Source organism: Pseudomonas sp. H3_C08 (genome assembly GCF_054669455.1).
The window spans coordinates 842,183-859,311 of record NZ_CP162803.1; the positions used below are offsets into that span (position 1 = coordinate 842,183).

A 17,129-nucleotide genomic window follows, 5' to 3' on the forward strand; every position below is an offset into this window, starting at 1 on the left:
GTGCGGCTCAAGTGCATCAAACTGGCGGGATTCAAATCCTTCGTCGACCCGACCACGGTGAACTTCCCCAGTAACATGGCGGCGGTCGTCGGGCCGAACGGTTGCGGCAAGTCGAACATCATCGACGCCGTACGCTGGGTGATGGGCGAAAGTTCGGCGAAGAACCTCCGTGGCGAGTCGATGACCGACGTCATCTTCAACGGCTCGACCAGCCGCAAACCGGTGAGTCAGGCCAGTATCGAGCTGGTTTTCGACAACTCCGACGGCACGCTGCTGGGCGAGTACGCCGCCTACGCCGAGATTTCCATCCGCCGTAAAGTCACCCGCGACAGCCAGACCACGTATTACCTCAACGGCACCAAATGCCGGCGTCGCGACATCACCGATATCTTCCTCGGCACCGGTCTGGGCCCGCGCAGTTACTCGATCATCGAGCAGGGGATGATCTCCAAGCTGATCGAGTCCAAACCCGAAGACCTGCGCAACTTTATCGAAGAAGCTGCCGGCATCTCCAAGTACAAGGAGCGTCGCCGCGAGACCGAAAACCGTATCCGTCGCACCCACGAAAACCTCGCGCGTCTGACTGACCTGCGCGAAGAGCTCGAGCGTCAACTCGAGCGCCTGCACCGCCAGGCCGAAGCGGCGAAGAAGTATCAGGAATTCAAAGCCGAGGAGCGTCAGCTCAAGGCACAACTGTCGGCCCTGCGCTGGCAGGATCTCAACGAACAGGTCGGCCAGCGCGAGTCGATCATCGGCACCCAGGAAATCAGTTTCGAAGCGCTGGTCGCCGAGCAGCGTAATGCTGACGCGGCCATTGAGCGTCTGCGTGATGGTCACCATGACCTGTCCGAGCGCTTCAATCTGGTGCAAGGGCGCTTCTATTCGGTCGGCGGCGATATCGCCCGCGTCGAGCAAAGCATCCAGCACGGCCAGCAACGCTTGCGGCAGTTGCAGGACGACTTGAAAGAAGCCGAGCGCGCACGCCTTGAAACCGAATCACACCTGGGCCACGACCGCACGTTGCTGCTGACCCTCGGCGAAGAGCTGGACATGCTCACCCCCGAGCAGGAAGTCACCAGCGCTGCCGCCGAAGAAGCCGCCGCTGCACTGGAAGATTCCGAATCGGTCATGCACGGCTGGCAGGAGCAGTGGGACGCCTTCAACCTGACCGCTGCCGAACCGCGCCGTCAGGCTGAAGTGCAGCAGTCGCGCATCCAGCAGCTGGAAACCAGCATGGAGCGTCTGGCCGACCGGCAAAAGCGTCTCGGCGAAGAGCGCGCGCTGCTCTCGGCTGACCCGGAAGACGCGGCGATCATGGAACTCAATGAGCAGCTCGCCGAGTCCGAAGCGACCCTCGAAGATTTGCAGACCAGCGAAGAAGCGCAGGTCGAAAAACTCGAACAACTGCGGCAGGAATTGCAGCAGGCGCTGACCGCGCAACAACAGGCGCAGGGCGATTTGCAGCGACTTAACGGTCGCCTCGCGTCCCTCGAAGCCTTGCAGCAAGCCGCGCTCGACCCGGGCACCGGCACTGCCGAATGGCTGAAAGAACACAACCTCGCCGAGCGCCCGCGTCTGGCCGAGGGCTTGAAGGTCGAGGCCGGTTGGGAGCTGGCGGTGGAAACCGTGCTCGGCGCCGATCTGCAAGCGGTGCTGGTCGACGACTTCAGCGGCTTCGATTTGTCCGGTTTTACTCAGGGCGATCTGCGCCTGCTCAGCCCTGCCAGCGATGGCGTGCGCGTGGCCGGCAGCTTGCTCGACAAGGTTGATGCGCAGATCGATCTGTCGCCGTGGCTCGGTCAGGTCAAGCCGGTCGACAGCCTCGAGCAAGCCTTGGCCTTGCGCGGGCAATTGAGCGCCGGCGAGAGCTTGATCAGCCGCGACGGTTACTGGGTCGGTCGGCACTTCCTGCGCGTGCGCCGGGCCAGCGAAGCGGAAAGCGGCATGCTCGCCCGTGGCCAGGAAATCGAAGCGCTGCACCTCGAACGTGAAGAAAAAGAAGCCACGGTCGAGGCCATGGAAACCCGTCTGCAAACCCTGCGTGCGCAACAGCGTCAGCAGGAAAACGGCCGCGAACATTTGCGCCGTTTGCTGCAAGACGAAGCGCGCCAGCAAGGCGAATTGAAAGCACAGCTGTCCGCCGGTAAAGCCAAGGCCGAACAGCTGACTTTGCGTCGCACCCGCCTCGATGAAGAACTGGTCGAGCTCGGCGAACAACGCGAACTCGAGCACGAACAGATCGGCGAAGCGCGCATGCAATTGCAGAAAGCGCTGGATGCCATGGCGCTGGACACTGAACAGCGCGAGTTGCTGTTGGCCCAGCGCGACAGCCTGCGCGAGCGCCTTGACCGCGTGCGCCAGGAGGCGCGGCAGCACAAGGATCACGCTCATCAATTGGCCGTGCGTCTTGGCTCTTTGCGCGCGCAGCATGACTCCACGCGTCAGGCGCTGGAACGTCTGGAAATGCAGGCCGAGCGCCTGACTGAAAAGCGCGAACAGTTGAGTCTGAATCTGGAGGAGGGCGAGGCACCGCTGGAAGAGCTGCGCCTGAAACTCGAAGAACTGCTCGATAAGCGCATGACCGTCGATGAAGAACTGAAGACCGCGCAGATCGCTTTGGAGGATGCCGATCGCGAATTGCGCGACGCGGAAAAGCGCCGGACTCAGGCCGAGCAGCAATCGCAGTTGATTCGCGGTCAGCTCGAACAGCAACGCATGGAATGGCAAGCCCTGACCGTGCGCCGCAAGGCTTTGCAGGATCAGTTGCTGGAAGACGGCTACGATCTTAACGGCGTGCTCGCGACATTAACCGCGCAAGCCAGTGAACGCGAAGCCGAAGAAGAACTCGAACGCATCAACGCGCGGATTCAGCGCCTGGGTGCGATCAACCTCGCGGCCATCGATGAATACACGCAACAGTCTGAGCGTAAGCGGTATCTGGATGCCCAGGACGCCGATCTGGTCGAAGCACTGGAGACCCTGGAAAACGTAATCCGCAAGATCGACAAGGAAACCCGTAACCGTTTCAAAGATACCTTTGATCAGATCAACGGTGGTTTACAGGCACTTTTTCCAAAAGTTTTCGGTGGCGGGCGCGCGTATTTGGAACTGACGGGCGAAGATCTACTCGATACAGGGGTAACGATCATGGCGCAGCCGCCAGGGAAGAAGAACAGCACCATCCATTTGCTCTCCGGCGGGGAAAAAGCCCTGACCGCACTGGCACTGGTGTTTGCCATCTTCAAATTGAACCCGGCGCCGTTCTGCATGCTCGATGAGGTTGACGCGCCACTGGATGACGCTAACGTTGGACGCTACGCACGCTTGGTCAAAGAGATGTCGCAGACCGTGCAGTTCATCTATATCACCCACAACAAGATCGCCATGGAAATGGCCGAGCAGTTGATGGGCGTAACGATGCATGAACCGGGTTGTTCGCGACTGGTAGCCGTAGATGTCGAGGAGGCGATGGCGATGGTGGACGCCTGAGTCAGCGTGGTGTCGGAAAAGGTAATTCAGGTCTGTAGGACTTTTTTACCAACTGCGACTTGCTGGCCAATCGACATATTCGCGCAAGTCAAATGAGACAGACGGTGTAAAGTTGTCTTTGGTCGTGCTAGTTTAATGTCAATTTTTCGTATACGTGGGCAAAACGCCTGTCAGAACATAGAGTTGGCGCCACGTTTTAAAGCGGTTTGCACAATGTAAACCCCTTATTTTTCAGCATTTTTTATAGAGGCACGGGATTACATGGAAATCGGTCTGCGCGAGTGGCTGATCGTCATCGGCATCATTGTGATAGCCGGTATTCTTTTCGATGGCTGGCGCCGTATGCGCGGCGGCAAGGGAAAACTGAAATTCCGTCTTGACCGAAGTCTGTCCAACCTGCCGGACGAGGACACCAGCGCTGAGCTGTTGGGCCCGGCTCGCGTGCTGGACACTCACAAAGAGCCGCAACTGGACGAACACGACCTGCCGTCGGTGAGCATGCCGGCCCGCGAAGCACGCGAGCCTCGCGAATCCGGTTCGAAACGTGGCAAGCGTGGCAGCAACGGTCCGGCGCAGGGTGACCTGAACCTCGATCTGGATCTGGACGGCGGCCCGAGCTTCAGCAGCCGTGACAACGATTTCGTTGAAGACAGCAAGCCCGCGCCGGCGATGGCCGACAAGGATCAGCCGCAAGCTGAAGAAGTATTGGTCATCAGCGTGATCTGCCGTGATGCCGCTGGCTTCAAAGGCCCGGCGCTGTTGCAGAACATTCTCGAAAGCGGTCTGCGTTTCGGCGAGATGGATATTTTCCACCGTCACGAAAGCATGGCCGGCAATGGTGAAGTGCTGTTCTCCATGGCCAACGCGGTCAAGCCGGGCATCTTTGATCTGGACGACATCGACCATTTCAGCACCCCGGCGGTAAGCTTCTTCCTCGGCCTGCCAGGCCCGCGTCATCCGAAGCAAGCCTTCGACGTGATGGTGGCTGCAGCCCGCAAGCTGTCGCAGGAATTGAACGGCGAACTGAAAGATGACCAGCGCAGCGTCCTGACCGCGCAGACCATCGAACACTACCGTCAGCGCATCGTCGAATTCGAACGTCGCGCCTTGACCCAGAAGCGCTAAGGCCAAGATCAAAAGATCGCAGCCTCGTTTCACTCGACAGCTCCTACAGGTTTGCGATGTCTGTAAGAGCTGCCGAAGGTTGCGATTTTTTGCTTCTGCTGCCAGAGATAGATGAATTAGAGCAGCCTCGGCTGCTCTTTTGCTTTTTGAGAGACCACCCATGACCGCCGCCAAAAACCGCATTCTCGAGCTACGCGCTGAACTCGATCAGCACAACTACCGTTACCACGTACTCGACGAGCCGAGCATTCCGGACGCCGAGTACGACCGGTTGTTCCACGAGCTCAAAGCGCTGGAGGCGGCCAACCCGGAACTGATCACCAGCGATTCGCCGACCCAGCGCGTCGGCAGCGTGGCGCTCACCGCGTTCACCCAGGTGCGTCACGAAGTGCCGATGCTCAGCCTCGGCAACGCTTTCGAAGAAACCGACATGCGCGAATTTGATCGCCGGGTGACCGAAGGTCTGGACCTGCCGGCCGGCGATCTGTTCGGTGGCGGTGCTGCGGTGGAGTACAGCTGCGAGCCGAAACTCGATGGCCTGGCGGTCAGCCTGCTTTATCAGGACGGCGTGCTGGTACGCGGCGCCACGCGCGGCGACGGCACCACTGGCGAAGACATCAGCGTCAACGTGCGCACCGTGCGCAACATTCCCCTGAAACTGCATGGCGAAGGCTGGCCGGCGACCCTGGAAGTGCGCGGTGAAGTGTTCATGTCCAAGGCCGGCTTCGAGCGTCTCAACGCCTCGCAACTGGAAATCGGCGGCAAGACCTTCGCCAATCCACGCAACGCTGCCGCTGGTAGCCTGCGCCAGCTCGACTCGAAGATCACCGCCAACCGTCCGCTGGAGTTTTGCTGCTACGGCATCGGCCAGGTCTCCCAAGATATTTCCGATACGCACATCGGCAACCTCAAGCAGTTGCAGAAGTGGGGCATGCCGATCAGTCACGAACTGAAACTGGCCAAGGGCATCGGCGAATGTCTCGATTACTACCGCGACATCGGCGCGCGCCGTAACGCGCTCGCCTACGAAATTGACGGCGTGGTGTTCAAGGTCAACAGCATTGCCGATCAACGCGAACTGGGCTTCCGCGCCCGCGAACCGCGTTGGGCGATCGCGCACAAATTCCCGGCTATGGAAGAACTCACCGAGCTGCTCGACGTCGAGTTTCAAGTCGGTCGTACCGGTGCTGTCACCCCGGTCGCTCGTTTGAAACCGGTCAAGGTCGCCGGCGTCACCGTGGCCAACGCTACGCTGCACAACATGGATGAGGTCGCGCGTCTGGGCCTGATGATCGGCGACACCGTGATCATCCGTCGCGCCGGTGATGTGATTCCGCAGGTGGTGCAAGTGGTCATGGATCGCCGTCCCGAAAATGCGCGCGCGGTGCAGATTCCCGAGAGCTGCCCGGTGTGCGGCTCGCACGTCGAGCGCACGCAACTGATCAAGCGCAGCAAAGGCAAGGAAACCGTCAGCGAAGGCGCGGTGTATCGCTGTGTGGGCCGACTGGCCTGTGGCGCGCAACTGAAGCAGGCGATCATTCACTTCGTCTCGCGTCGGGCGATGGACATCGAAGGCTTGGGCGACAAAAGCGTGGAGCAACTGGTCGATGAAGGTCTGGTCAGTTCGCCGGCCGATCTGTATGCGCTGAAGTTCGATGACATCGTCGATCTGGAAGGTTTTGCCGAGGTATCGAGCAACAAACTGCTGGCGGCCATCGAAGACAGCAAGAAACCGGGGCTGGCGCGTTTTATCTATGCACTGGGTATCCCTGATGTCGGCGAGGAGACTGCCAAGGTCCTGGCGCGCTCGCTGGGTTCGCTGGAGCGCGTGCAGCAGGCGCTGCCGCAAGTGCTGACCTATCTGCCGGATGTGGGGCTGGAAGTGGCGCACGAGATTCACAGCTTCTTTGAAGATGCGCATAACCAGCAGGTCATCGCTGAGTTGCTGGGCCATGGTCTGCAGATTCAGGATCAGGGTGAGTTGGGCGCCGAGTTCGCGGCCAGCACTACGTTGGGTGGCTTTCTCGACAAGCTGCACATTCCTTCGGTCGGCCCCGGTGGCGCGCAGAAGCTGGCGGACAAGTTCGGTTCGCTGGAAGCGGTGATGAATGCTGACTGGCTGGACATGCGTCAGGCCTTGCCGGAGAAACAGGCGAATTCGGTTCGCGAGTTTTTTGCGCTGCCTGAGAACCGGCAACTGGCTGAGGCATCCGAAAAGCAACTGCGTGATTTCGGCATGCACTGGCAGAGCGAGAAGAAGGTTGTTGAGGGCTTGCCGCTGTCCGGCGAGACCTGGGTGCTGACCGGCAAGGTTGAGTTGATGAGCCGTGATGTCGCCAAGGAACATCTGGAAAGCCTTGGCGCCAAGGTTGCCGGTTCCGTGTCGGCGAAGACTCATTGTGTGGTCGCAGGCCCCGGCGCTGGTTCCAAACTGACCAAGGCCAATGAGCTGGGCGTGAAAGTGATGGACGAAGAAACCTTCATCGCCTTCCTCAAAACTCACGGCGTCGCCGTTTAAGATTGATCGTTCCCACGCTCCCGCGTGGGAATGCCGCTCCGGACGCTCCGCGTCCGCTGTGACGCAGAGCGTCACTGGATGCATTCCCACGCAGAGCGTTGGAACGATCAGCAAAGCGCGGGAACGATGTTGTCACGGGAATGATCTAGTCTTGGCAAGCCCCAGGGAGAGATCGCCATGCACCGCTTTTTCGAGCAGCTCAGTTCCCGCATCATCGCGCCGTTCATGGGCGAATCCTCACGCAACAGCAAAGTCTGGCCGTGCCGCTGCGGCCAGTCGCTGTTCTTTCGCAACAGCCAGTGTCTGGCCTGTAATGCGTTACTCGGTTATCAAGCCGAAGAAAGTCGCCTGACCTCGCTGCAGCCGGGGCCGTATGAGGGCACCTGGACGCTCGATGCCGACCCCGAGGCCGGCCTGTTCCGCCGCTGCGCCAACCTCGACAAAGCCGCCGCGTGCAACTGGCTGCTGCCGGCCAACGATCACGACAGCCTGTGCATCGCCTGCAGCCTCAACCGCACCATCCCCGACCTGTCCGCCCCGGACAACCCTGAGCGTTGGCGCAAAGTCGAAATCGCCAAGCGTCGCCTCGTTGCGCAACTGATCACCCTCGGCCTGCAAGTCATCCCGAAAACCGTTGATGAAGACACTGGGCTGGCCTTCGACTTCATCGGCGTCGACCTCGAAGGCAACGCACCGATGACCGGCCACGCCAATGGCCTGATCACCCTCGACATCAAAGAAGCCGACGACGCCCACCGCGAGCAGGTGAGGGCGGCGATGCATGAACCCTACCGCACATTGCTCGGGCATTTTCGTCATGAGGTTGGCCATTACTACTGGGATCGCCTGATCGCCAACGGCCCCTGGCTCGGCTCATTCCGCAGCCTGTTCGGCGACGAACGCGCCAGTTATGCCGAGGCGCTGGACCGTCACTACCAACAAGGCGCACCTCAGGACTGGCCGCAGCACTACGTCAGCGCCTACGCAACCATGCACCCGTGGGAAGACTGGGCGGAAACCTGGGCGCACTACCTGCACATGATGGATGCGGTGGACACCGCGCTGGGTTTTGGCATGAGCGCGCGGGAAATGGATTTCGACTACCAGCCGTTTCCGCCCAGCACGCTGTACGACCCGGAGCATCCCGGTGGCGAGGCGTTCCTGTCATTCGTCAACGCGTGGATCGAACTGGCCGGCATGCTCAATGAACTGTCACGGAGCATGGGCCAGCCGGATTTTTACCCTTTCGTGCTGCCGGCGCCAGCGATTGCCAAACTGCACTTCATTCATCTGGTGATCCAGCAGGCGGGCGGCAGGGCGGATGAAGTTCTGGCCCTGTAGGCGCTGCCGCAGGCTGCGATCTTTATGTCCTTGAACCCGTTCATATTTTTAATCTGCAACCAACGGTTGTAACTTCGTCTCAGATAGGTACAATGGCGCGGCTCGCCGACAGGCAAGCGTCGTTATGGTGACCCCATCGGTCCCCCCGCAACGATTACCCGTGAACCTGGTCAGAGCCGGAAGGCAGCAGCCACAGCGGGAACATTGTGTGCCGGGGTGTGGCTGGTGGGGTTACCACCTTAACGAACAATCGAACGCTTAAACAGAACTGCATGGGTTTCGCCCACTGCGGTTTTTTTGTGTCTGCGATTTGGCCAGTGCCCTGAGTTAACTGTGGGAGCGAGCCTGCTCGCGAAGGCGTCAGACCTGCCAGAGATGAGTTGACTGAGACACCGCTTTCGCGAGCAGGCTCACTCCTACAGGGGTTATGGGGTGGCTTCAGAGGACCCGGTATAGAGCCGGATAATCTCATCAATCTCCCCCGACATTTTCATCCGCAACAACGTGCGCAATATTCGCTGCACCGGTACCTTCGGATCATTCCTCACGTAACAACCGACCTTCTGCTCCTGTAAAACCGCCACCCCCTGCAACTGTTGCTCAGGGAGCAGGCGCTGGTTAAACCAGTCCAGCGTCCACTGATTGCTCACCGCATAGCGATAACGCCCGGCCAGCAGTTTCTCCAGCACCTGCTCCTGATTGCGCGCATCTTCACGTTGCAGCCGATCCGCATCAAACAGCGGTTGCAGAGTCGGGTAGGTGTAGCCCAGAACGGTGCCGATGGATTGGCGGGGCAAATGCGCGGGGACGACACTGTTAGGTTGATCTTTGCGGCTGATCAGCAGATCGCGCTGGAAGAACAACGGCAGACTCCAGATGTAATCCCCCGACTGATTTGGCAGCCATGACTGTGCGGCATAGCAGCGCACGTCGATCTCGCCGTGTTCCATGGCGGTCTGCACGCGGGCGCGGGGCAGGACGTGAAACTCGGCCGGTACGCCGACCTGCGTGGCCAGGCTGAGCATCAGGTCGTAGAGAATGCCTTGGGTCGGTCGGCCGCGTTCGAATTGCACCATCGGCATTGCCCAGCTGTCGGGCATGGCGAAGCGCAACGGGGTTTCCGCTGCCGTCACGTTCAGGCTGATTCCCAGCAACGCCCCTAAGGCCCACCGCATAAACGCTCCGGTAATTCCCGATCCCGAGCCGATAAAAGCCTCTGCTCATGCAGCTTAGCCATATTAGACGAGGACACCGGATGCAATTTTGCCCTTGCTCCGCTAGCATTAGCCGCTTCAGCTTCCTTCGTTGCGACGGTTTTCGATGAGTTATCAGGTTCTTGCACGTAAATGGCGTCCGCGCTCGTTCCGCGAAATGGTCGGCCAGACCCATGTGCTCAAGGCTCTGATCAATGCCTTGGACAGCCAGCGGCTGCACCACGCGTACCTGTTCACCGGTACGCGCGGGGTGGGTAAAACCACGATTGCGCGGATCATTGCCAAATGCCTGAACTGTGAGACAGGTATCACTTCCAGCCCGTGCGGCGAGTGTTCGGTGTGCCGTGAAATCGACGAGGGGCGCTTCGTCGACCTGATCGAGATCGACGCCGCGAGCCGCACCAAGGTCGAAGACACCCGCGAACTGCTCGACAACGTGCAGTACGCGCCAAGCCGTGGGCGCTTCAAGGTCTACCTGATCGACGAAGTGCACATGCTCTCCAGCCATTCCTTCAATGCGCTGCTGAAAACCCTCGAAGAGCCGCCGCCGTACGTCAAGTTCATCCTGGCGACCACTGATCCGCAGAAACTTCCTGCAACGATTTTGTCGCGCTGCCTGCAGTTCTCGCTGAAGAACATGACGCCGGAGCGTGTGGTCGAGCATTTGACCCACGTTCTCACTGCCGAAAACGTGCCGTTTGAAGACGATGCACTGTGGCTGCTCGGTCGCGCCGCTGACGGTTCGATGCGTGACGCCATGAGCCTCACCGATCAGGCGATTGCTTTCGGTGAAGGCAAGGTTCTCGCTACCGACGTGCGGGCGATGCTCGGCACGCTGGATCACGGTCAGGTCTATGACGTCCTGCATTCATTGATCGAAGGCGACGCCAAGGCGTTGCTCGAAGCCGTACGTCACCTGGCCGAACAAGGCCCGGACTGGAATGGCGTGCTCTCGGAAATTCTTAATGTGCTGCACCGCGTGGCCATCGCCCAGGCGCTGCCGGAAGGCGTCGACAACGGCCATGGCGACCGCGATCGCGTATTGGCACTGGCGCAGGCCTTGCCGGCCGAAGACGTGCAGTTCTATTACCAGATGGGCCTGATCGGCCGCCGCGATTTACCGCTGGCGCCGGACCCGCGTGGTGGCTTCGAAATGGTCCTGCTGCGGATGCTGGCCTTCCGGCCGGCAGATACGGCAGACGCACCGAGGCAACCGCTAAAGCCAGTGGGGATCAGCCAGGCCACAGTTGATTCCGCAAACTCCGTGGCTGCCGCGCCTAAACCTGCGCCGGTAGTCGCTGCGGCTGTTGCGCCGACGCCTGCTGTAGCGCCTGCGCCTGCGCCAGTGGCTGTACCTGCACCGGCTCCCGAGCCGGCGCCGGTTGCTCCTGTTGCCGCGCCAGAACCTGAGCCAGCGCCTCTCGTCGCTGAAGAAGTCGTCGACCTGCCGTGGAATGACCCGGTGGAACCCGAGGCCGACCCCGAGCCTGCACAGCAACCCGCCGTCGAACCAGTGCTAGAAACCACCGCCGAGCAACCCGAGTTGCCGCCGATGCCGCTGCCGACACCGGACAGCGTCGTTCCGGAAGCGCCTGAGTGGGCCGCCGCGCCGATTCCCGAGCCGTCGGTCGCCGACGTCGATGCCGCCACCCCAGGCATGGACCTGGACGACGAGCCGCCGCTGGATGAGGATTACATCGAGCCGGACATCGATTCGGCCTACAGCTACCTCGACGAACTGGCCAGCGAACACGCTGCCGAGCCTGCCCCGGAACCCGAGCCAGAGCCGGCTGCGGCGCCGGCCACAGGTCTGGCGTTGCAGTGGCTGGAACTGTTCCCGAAACTGCCGATCTCCGGCATGACCGGCAGCATCGCCGCCAACTGCACATTGATCGCCGTCGATGGCGACCATTGGCTGATGCACCTCGACCCGGCGCACAGCGCACTGTTCAACGCCACGCAGCAGCGTCGTCTCAACGATGCCTTGAACCAGTTCCACGGTCGCACGCTGAGCCTGACCATCGAGCTGATCAAGCCCGAGCAGGAAACCCCGGCCCAGGCCGCCTCCCGTCGGCGCGCCAACCGTCAGCGCGAGGCGGAGGAATCGATCCACGGCGATCCGTTCATCCAGCAGATGGTTCAGCAGTTCGGCGCGGTGGTGCGACACGATACTATTGAACCTGTCGACGCCTTGGTCACCCAAGGCTAATAACTGAAGGTGCCCGGCCGCGCTGGCCGGGCGCTGTTTTGATCCAAGTACTTTTGAGGTGATTCCCATGATGAAAGGTGGCATGGCCGGCCTGATGAAGCAGGCACAGCAGATGCAGGAAAAAATGGCCAAGATGCAGGAAGAACTGGCCAACGCCGAAGTCACCGGTAAGGCCGGCGGCGATATGGTCACCGTGGTGATGACCGGTCGTCACGACGTCAAAAGCGTGAGCATCGACCCAAGCCTGGTTGAAGGCATGAGCGAAGATGACAAAGAAATGCTGGAAGCGGTCATCGCCTCCGCCGTCAACGACGCAGTGCGCAAGATCGAAAAGAACAGCCAGGACAAAATGGGCAACATGACTGCTGGCATGAACCTGCCGGCCGGTATGAAACTGCCATTCTGATTCGCCAACCGGCGGCAGATGAGCTACACAAAATGCCAGGCATTGCGCCTGGCATTTTTGTTTCTGGCCGATCGTTCCCACGCTCTGCGTGGGAATGCAGCCCGGGACGCTCCGCGTTCCAAGTCCAGAGCCGAACGCGGAGCGTCCGTTGCGGCATTCCCACGCGGAGCATGGGAACGATCAACTCACCTCGGTCCACCGGAATAAACATCGAACGCGCAAAAGCCTCAACGGTCTGCTCCCTATACCCGCTGAATTAACCTTTCACAGGAGACGCTGACATGTCCGACTCTCTTACCCTCAACCAACGCTTCGTCCTCGCCTCGCGGCCGGTTGGCGCGCCGACCCCGGAAAACTTCCGCCTCGAACGCGAAGCCTTGCCGGATCTGCAGGACGGTCAGGTATTGTTGAAAACCCTGTACCTGTCCCTCGATCCCTACATGCGCGGGCGCATGAGCGACGCACCGTCCTACGCCGCGCCGGTACAAATCGGTGAAGTGATGACCGGCGGCGCGGTCAGCCGTGTCGAGGATTCACGTCATCCGAAATTCCATAAAGGTGATCTGGTGGTCGGCGCGACCGGTTGGCAGAGCCACAGCATCAGCGATGGCCGTGACATCATCCCGATCCCTGCCGGGTTGCCGAGCCCGTCGATGGCGCTGGGTGTGTTGGGCATGCCCGGCATGACCGCGTACATGGGGCTGATGGACATCGGTCAGCCGAAAGAAGGCGAAACGCTGGTGGTGGCGGCTGCGTCCGGCGCGGTCGGCTCGGTAGTCGGCCAGGTGGCAAAGATCAAAGGCCTGCGCTCGGTCGGCGTGGCCGGCGGTGCCGAGAAGTGCAAGTACGTGGTCGAAGAGCTGGGTTTCGATGCCTGCATCGATCACAAAGCCGCCGACTTCGCCGAGCAACTGGCCAAGGCCTGCCCCAACGGCATCGACATCTATTACGAGAACGTCGGTGGTCATGTATTCGATGCCGTGGTGCCGCTGCTCAATCCCAAGGCGCGCATTCCGTTGTGCGGACTGATCGCTGGTTACAACGCCTCCGAAGCGCCAAAAGGCCCGGATCGCCTGCCGATGCTGCAACGCACGCTGCTGACCAAACGCGTGCGCATTCAGGGCTTCATCGTGTTCGACGATTACGGTGATCGTCAGCCGGAGTTCATCAGCCACATGGTGCCGTGGGTACGCGATGGCAAGGTGAAATTCCGCGAGGACGTGGTCGAAGGCCTTGAGCAGGCGCCCGAGGCGTTTATCGGTCTGCTGGAAGGGCGCAACTTCGGCAAACTGGTGGTGAAGGTCGCCCAGGACTGAGTATTTGACGCTGGCCAGAGGCGCGGGTATAAACCGCGTCTCGTTGTTTTGTCGGACTTTTTACCCATGAGCTTCAGCCCTTTGATTCGCCAACTGATCGACGCCTTGCGCACTTTGCCGGGCGTGGGGCAGAAAACCGCTCAGCGCATGGCGTTGCAGATGCTTGAGCGTGACCGCAGCGGCGGCTTGCGCCTGGCCCAGGCCCTCAGCCAGGCCATGGAAGGGGTCGGTCACTGCCGTCAGTGCCGCACGCTGACCGAAGACGATCTGTGCCCGCAATGCGCCGATACCCGCCGTGACGATACGTTGCTGTGCGTGGTGGAAGGGCCGATGGATGTGTATGCGGTCGAGCAGACCGGTTTCCGTGGCCGCTACTTTGTGCTCAAGGGGCATTTGTCGCCGCTCGATGGCCTGGGGCCTGAGGCGATCGGCATTCCGCAGTTGATGATGCGGATCGAAGAGGCGGGCACGTTTACCGAAGTCATCCTCGCGACCAACCCGACCGTGGAAGGTGAGGCGACGGCGCATTACATTGCTCAGCTGTTGAGCAACAAAGGCCTGATCGCCTCGCGGATTGCCCACGGCGTGCCGTTGGGTGGTGAACTGGAACTGGTCGATGGCGGCACGCTGGCGCATTCGTTTGCCGGGCGTAAACCGATTTCTCTCTGAATTTGCAGTGTCTGAGCTGACGCCTTCGCGAGCAAGCTCGCTCCCACATTGGTTTTGTGTCATTCACAAATCCCCTGTGGGAGCGAGCTTGCTCGCGAATGGGGTGACTCGGTTTGGCTGATTCACACAATTGAGTTGAAAACCAAGCAAGCGCTCGGTTAAGTTCGGCGAACCTTTCCGTGGAGCTCGCCCATGCCTGCCTTTCAGGAATACTTCGACCCCAGCCACCAATTGGTCCGCGACAGCGTCAGACGTTTCGTCGAACGCGAGATCCTGCCGGACATCGATCAGTGGGAAGAAGCCGAAAGCTTTCCCCGTGAGCTGTACCTGAAGGCTGGCGCGGCAGGCATCCTCGGCATCGGTTATCCGGAAGCGCTGGGAGGCAGCCATGCAGGCGATCTGTTCGCCAAGGTCGCCGCCAGTGAGGAGTTGATGCGCTGCGGCTCTGGCGGCCTGGTAGCGGGGCTGGGATCGCTGGATATCGGCCTGCCACCGATCGTCAAATGGGCCCGTCCCGAGGTGCGTGATCACGTTGTGCCGCAAGTGCTCAGCGGCGAAAAGATCAGTGCCCTGGCCGTCACCGAACCCGGCGGCGGCTCCGACGTCGCCAACCTGCAAACCCGCGCGGTGCGTGACGGCGATGCCTATCGCGTCAGCGGCAGCAAAACCTTTATCACCAGTGGCGTGCGCGCCGATTTCTACACCGTCGCGGTACGCACCGGTGCGCCGGGGTTTGGCGGCATCAGTCTGCTGCTGATCGAGAAGGGTACGCCGGGCTTCACCGTTGGCCGTCAGTTGAAAAAAATGGGCTGGTGGGCGTCGGATACGGCTGAGTTGTTCTTCGACGATTGCCGCGTGCCTGCAGGAAACCTGATCGGCGCCGAGAACATGGGCTTCGCCTGCATCATGGGCAATTTCCAGAGCGAACGGCTGGCGTTGGCGCTGATGGCCAACATGACCTCACAGCTTGCACTGGAGCAAAGCCTGAAGTGGGCGCGCGAGCGCGAAGCGTTTGGCAAGCCGATCGGCAAATTTCAGGTGATCAAGCATCGCCTCGCCGAAATGGCGACTGCGCTCGAAGTCGCACGCGAATTTACTTACCGGCAAGCGGCGAAGATGGCGGCGGGACAGAGTGTGATCAAGGAAATTTCCATGGCGAAGAACTTTGCCACGGACACCTCGGACCGGATCACCACCGAGGCAGTGCAGATTCTTGGTGGGCTGGGTTATATGCGCGAAAGTCTGGTGGAGCGGCTGTATCGGGATAACCGCATTCTGTCGATTGGCGGCGGGACGCGGGAAGTGATGAACGAGATCATTAGCAAGCAGATGGGGCTATAGGTTTTGCGTTGAGGCGACCGACGCCTTCGCGAGCAGGCTCGCTCCCACAGGAGAATGCATTCCAATGTGGGAGCGAGCCTGCTCGCGAAAGCGGTCTGACAGGCGCTACTTATTTATCGGTCAACGCAAACTGCGTCAGGCAGAAGCTAGGAATGCCCATGTCCTCAAGACGCTGCGAACCACCCAGCTCCGGCAAATCAATAATCGCCGCCGCCTCATGCACCCGTGCGCCCATGCGGCGAATCAGGTTCGCGGCGGCGATCAACGTCCCGCCCGTGGCAATCAAATCATCGAACATCACCACCGAATCGCCTTCACACAGGCTGTCGGCGTGCACTTCCAGGAACGCTTCGCCGTACTCGGTTGCGTAACCTTCGGCCAGTACGTCCGCCGGCAGTTTGCCTTGCTTGCGGAACAGCACCAGCGGCTTGTTCAACTGATAGGCCAACACCGAGCCGATCAGGAAGCCACGGGCATCCATCGCGCCAATGTGGGTGAAATCAGCTTCGACGTAGCGGTGGGCGAAACTGTCCATCACCAGGCGCAGAGCCGTCGGCGACTGAAACAGCGGGGTGATGTCGCGAAAGATCACGCCCGGTTTCGGGAAGTCGATCACAGGGCGGATAAGCGATTTGATGTCGAAGGAGTCGAAGACCATCGTCGAGGTGTCCTGGCAGGGCTGCAAACGGCGCAGTATACCCGCGGCTGAAACGCTTCGCTCAACCGCGGATCGAGATCAGCCTTCGATCGAGCCACCGGCCAGCGCGCAGAGCTGGATCGGGTCGAGGATGTGAATCTCTTTACCCTCGGCGGCGATCAGTTCGTTCTGCTGAAAACGGGTGAAGACCCGCGACACGGTTTCCACCGCCAGACCGAGGTAGTTACCGATTTCATTGCGCGACATGCTCAGACGGAACTGGTTGGCCGAAAATCCGCGAGCGCGGAAGCGGGCCGAGAGGTTGACCAGGAAGGTAGCGATGCGCTCGTCGGCGGTTTTTTTCGACAGCAGCAACATCATTTGCTGGTCGTCGCGAATTTCCCGGCTCATGACGCGCATCAACTGGCGGCGTAGCTGCGGCAGTTGCAGGGCCAGTTCGTCGAGACGTTCAAAAGGGATTTCGCAGACCGAAGTGGTTTCCAGTGCTTGGGCGGAGACCGGGTGTTTCTCGGTGTCCATGCCGGACAGGCCGACCAGTTCGCTCGGCAGGTGGAAACCCGTCAACTGCTCTTCGCCGCTGTCGCTGAGGCTGAAGGTCTTCAGGGCGCCGGAGCGTACTGCATAAACGGAATCGAACGTGTCGCCCTGGCGGAACAGGAACTCGCCCTTTTTCAGCGGGCGGCCGCGTTTAACGATTTCGTCCAGCGCATCCATGTCTTCCAGATTCAGAGAAAGTGGCAGGCAGAGAGGGGCCAGGCTGCAATCCTTGCAATGGGCCTGGTTGTGAGCGCGCAGTTTAACTGGCTCGGACATTTCTTGGATCCTTGTGGGAAAACACACATA

At 60.5% G+C, this 17,129-nt stretch carries 12 protein-coding genes and 1 other RNA gene; 10 read left to right on the plus strand and 3 right to left on the minus strand.

The window, feature by feature from the left end; all coding sequences use genetic code 11:
* The 5 genes from smc to ffs all read left to right on the plus strand — a co-directional run bounded on the left by smc (position 1) and on the right by ffs (position 8,704).
* Entirely contained in the window at positions 1-3,489 is a 3,489-nt protein-coding gene (smc, locus tag AB4N74_RS04020) for a chromosome segregation protein SMC (protein ID WP_460098333.1), read from the plus strand.
* A 261-nt stretch (positions 3,490-3,750) separates the two neighbouring features.
* Complete coding sequence (gene zipA, locus AB4N74_RS04025) at positions 3,751-4,614, plus strand: cell division protein ZipA (protein WP_034152851.1); 864 nt, start codon at positions 3,751-3,753, stop codon at positions 4,612-4,614.
* 160 nt (positions 4,615-4,774) lie between these two features.
* Entirely contained in the window at positions 4,775-7,132 is a 2,358-nt protein-coding gene (gene ligA / locus AB4N74_RS04030; RefSeq protein WP_257357994.1) for an NAD-dependent DNA ligase LigA, read from the plus strand.
* Between the two features lie 177 nt (positions 7,133-7,309).
* Positions 7,310-8,473 carry a zinc-binding metallopeptidase family protein gene (locus AB4N74_RS04035; RefSeq protein WP_460098336.1) on the plus strand — a complete coding sequence of 388 codons (1,164 nt, stop codon included), beginning with the start codon at positions 7,310-7,312 and terminating at the stop codon, positions 8,471-8,473.
* Between the two features lie 134 nt (positions 8,474-8,607).
* Positions 8,608-8,704: signal recognition particle sRNA small type (ffs, locus tag AB4N74_RS04040), an RNA gene on the plus strand.
* Between the two features lie 194 nt (positions 8,705-8,898).
* Here ffs and AB4N74_RS04045 read toward each other — a convergent pair.
* Positions 8,899-9,648: a substrate-binding periplasmic protein gene (locus AB4N74_RS04045; protein ID WP_093431831.1), complete on the minus strand. Its 750-nt coding sequence runs from the start codon at positions 9,646-9,648 to the stop codon at positions 8,899-8,901.
* 145 nt (positions 9,649-9,793) lie between these two features.
* Between AB4N74_RS04045 and dnaX the strand changes: the two genes are divergently transcribed.
* The 5 genes from dnaX to AB4N74_RS04070 all read left to right on the plus strand — a co-directional run bounded on the left by dnaX (position 9,794) and on the right by AB4N74_RS04070 (position 15,628).
* Positions 9,794-11,896, plus strand: a complete 2,103-nt coding sequence (gene dnaX, locus AB4N74_RS04050; RefSeq protein WP_460098339.1) for a DNA polymerase III subunit gamma/tau — start codon at positions 9,794-9,796, stop codon at positions 11,894-11,896.
* A gap of 67 nt (positions 11,897-11,963) precedes the next feature.
* Positions 11,964-12,302, plus strand: a complete 339-nt coding sequence (locus tag AB4N74_RS04055) for a YbaB/EbfC family nucleoid-associated protein (protein WP_016984747.1) — start codon at positions 11,964-11,966, stop codon at positions 12,300-12,302.
* Between the two features lie 281 nt (positions 12,303-12,583).
* Positions 12,584-13,618 (plus strand): NADP-dependent oxidoreductase, encoded by a 1,035-nt coding sequence (locus AB4N74_RS04060; RefSeq protein ID WP_194934562.1) that lies wholly within the window; start codon positions 12,584-12,586, stop codon positions 13,616-13,618.
* 66 nt (positions 13,619-13,684) lie between these two features.
* Entirely contained in the window at positions 13,685-14,287 is a 603-nt protein-coding gene (gene recR, locus AB4N74_RS04065; protein ID WP_460098342.1) for a recombination mediator RecR, read from the plus strand.
* 192 nt (positions 14,288-14,479) lie between these two features.
* Positions 14,480-15,628, plus strand: coding sequence for an acyl-CoA dehydrogenase family protein (locus AB4N74_RS04070; RefSeq protein ID WP_460098344.1), 1,149 nt, complete (start codon positions 14,480-14,482; stop codon positions 15,626-15,628).
* A gap of 109 nt (positions 15,629-15,737) precedes the next feature.
* On the opposite strand, the gene AB4N74_RS04075 is transcribed toward AB4N74_RS04070, so the two are convergent.
* Entirely contained in the window at positions 15,738-16,286 is a 549-nt protein-coding gene (locus AB4N74_RS04075) for an adenine phosphoribosyltransferase (protein ID WP_034152844.1), read from the minus strand.
* Positions 16,287-16,364: 78 nt separating this feature from the next.
* The gene (fnr, locus tag AB4N74_RS04080) at positions 16,365-17,099 is read right to left on the minus strand and encodes a fumarate/nitrate reduction transcriptional regulator Fnr (protein ID WP_007918332.1); all 735 of its coding nucleotides are present in this window, start codon (positions 17,097-17,099) and stop codon (positions 16,365-16,367) included.
* Positions 17,100-17,129 lie beyond the last annotated feature (30 nt).

Coding starts and splice junctions, on each gene's coding strand:
- zipA (WP_034152851.1), top strand. CDS start 3,751: ATGGAAATCGGTCTGCGCGAGTGGCTGATCGTCATCGGCATCATTGTG.
- ligA (WP_257357994.1), top strand. CDS start 4,775: ATGACCGCCGCCAAAAACCGCATTCTCGAGCTACGCGCTGAACTCGAT.
- AB4N74_RS04035 (WP_460098336.1), top strand. CDS start 7,310: ATGCACCGCTTTTTCGAGCAGCTCAGTTCCCGCATCATCGCGCCGTTC.
- AB4N74_RS04045 (WP_093431831.1), bottom strand. CDS start 9,648: ATGCGGTGGGCCTTAGGGGCGTTGCTGGGAATCAGCCTGAACGTGACG.
- dnaX (WP_460098339.1), top strand. CDS start 9,794: ATGAGTTATCAGGTTCTTGCACGTAAATGGCGTCCGCGCTCGTTCCGC.
- AB4N74_RS04055 (WP_016984747.1), top strand. CDS start 11,964: ATGATGAAAGGTGGCATGGCCGGCCTGATGAAGCAGGCACAGCAGATG.
- AB4N74_RS04060 (WP_194934562.1), top strand. CDS start 12,584: ATGTCCGACTCTCTTACCCTCAACCAACGCTTCGTCCTCGCCTCGCGG.
- recR (WP_460098342.1), top strand. CDS start 13,685: ATGAGCTTCAGCCCTTTGATTCGCCAACTGATCGACGCCTTGCGCACT.
- AB4N74_RS04070 (WP_460098344.1), top strand. CDS start 14,480: ATGCCTGCCTTTCAGGAATACTTCGACCCCAGCCACCAATTGGTCCGC.
- AB4N74_RS04075 (WP_034152844.1), bottom strand. CDS start 16,286: ATGGTCTTCGACTCCTTCGACATCAAATCGCTTATCCGCCCTGTGATC.
- fnr (WP_007918332.1), bottom strand. CDS start 17,099: ATGTCCGAGCCAGTTAAACTGCGCGCTCACAACCAGGCCCATTGCAAG.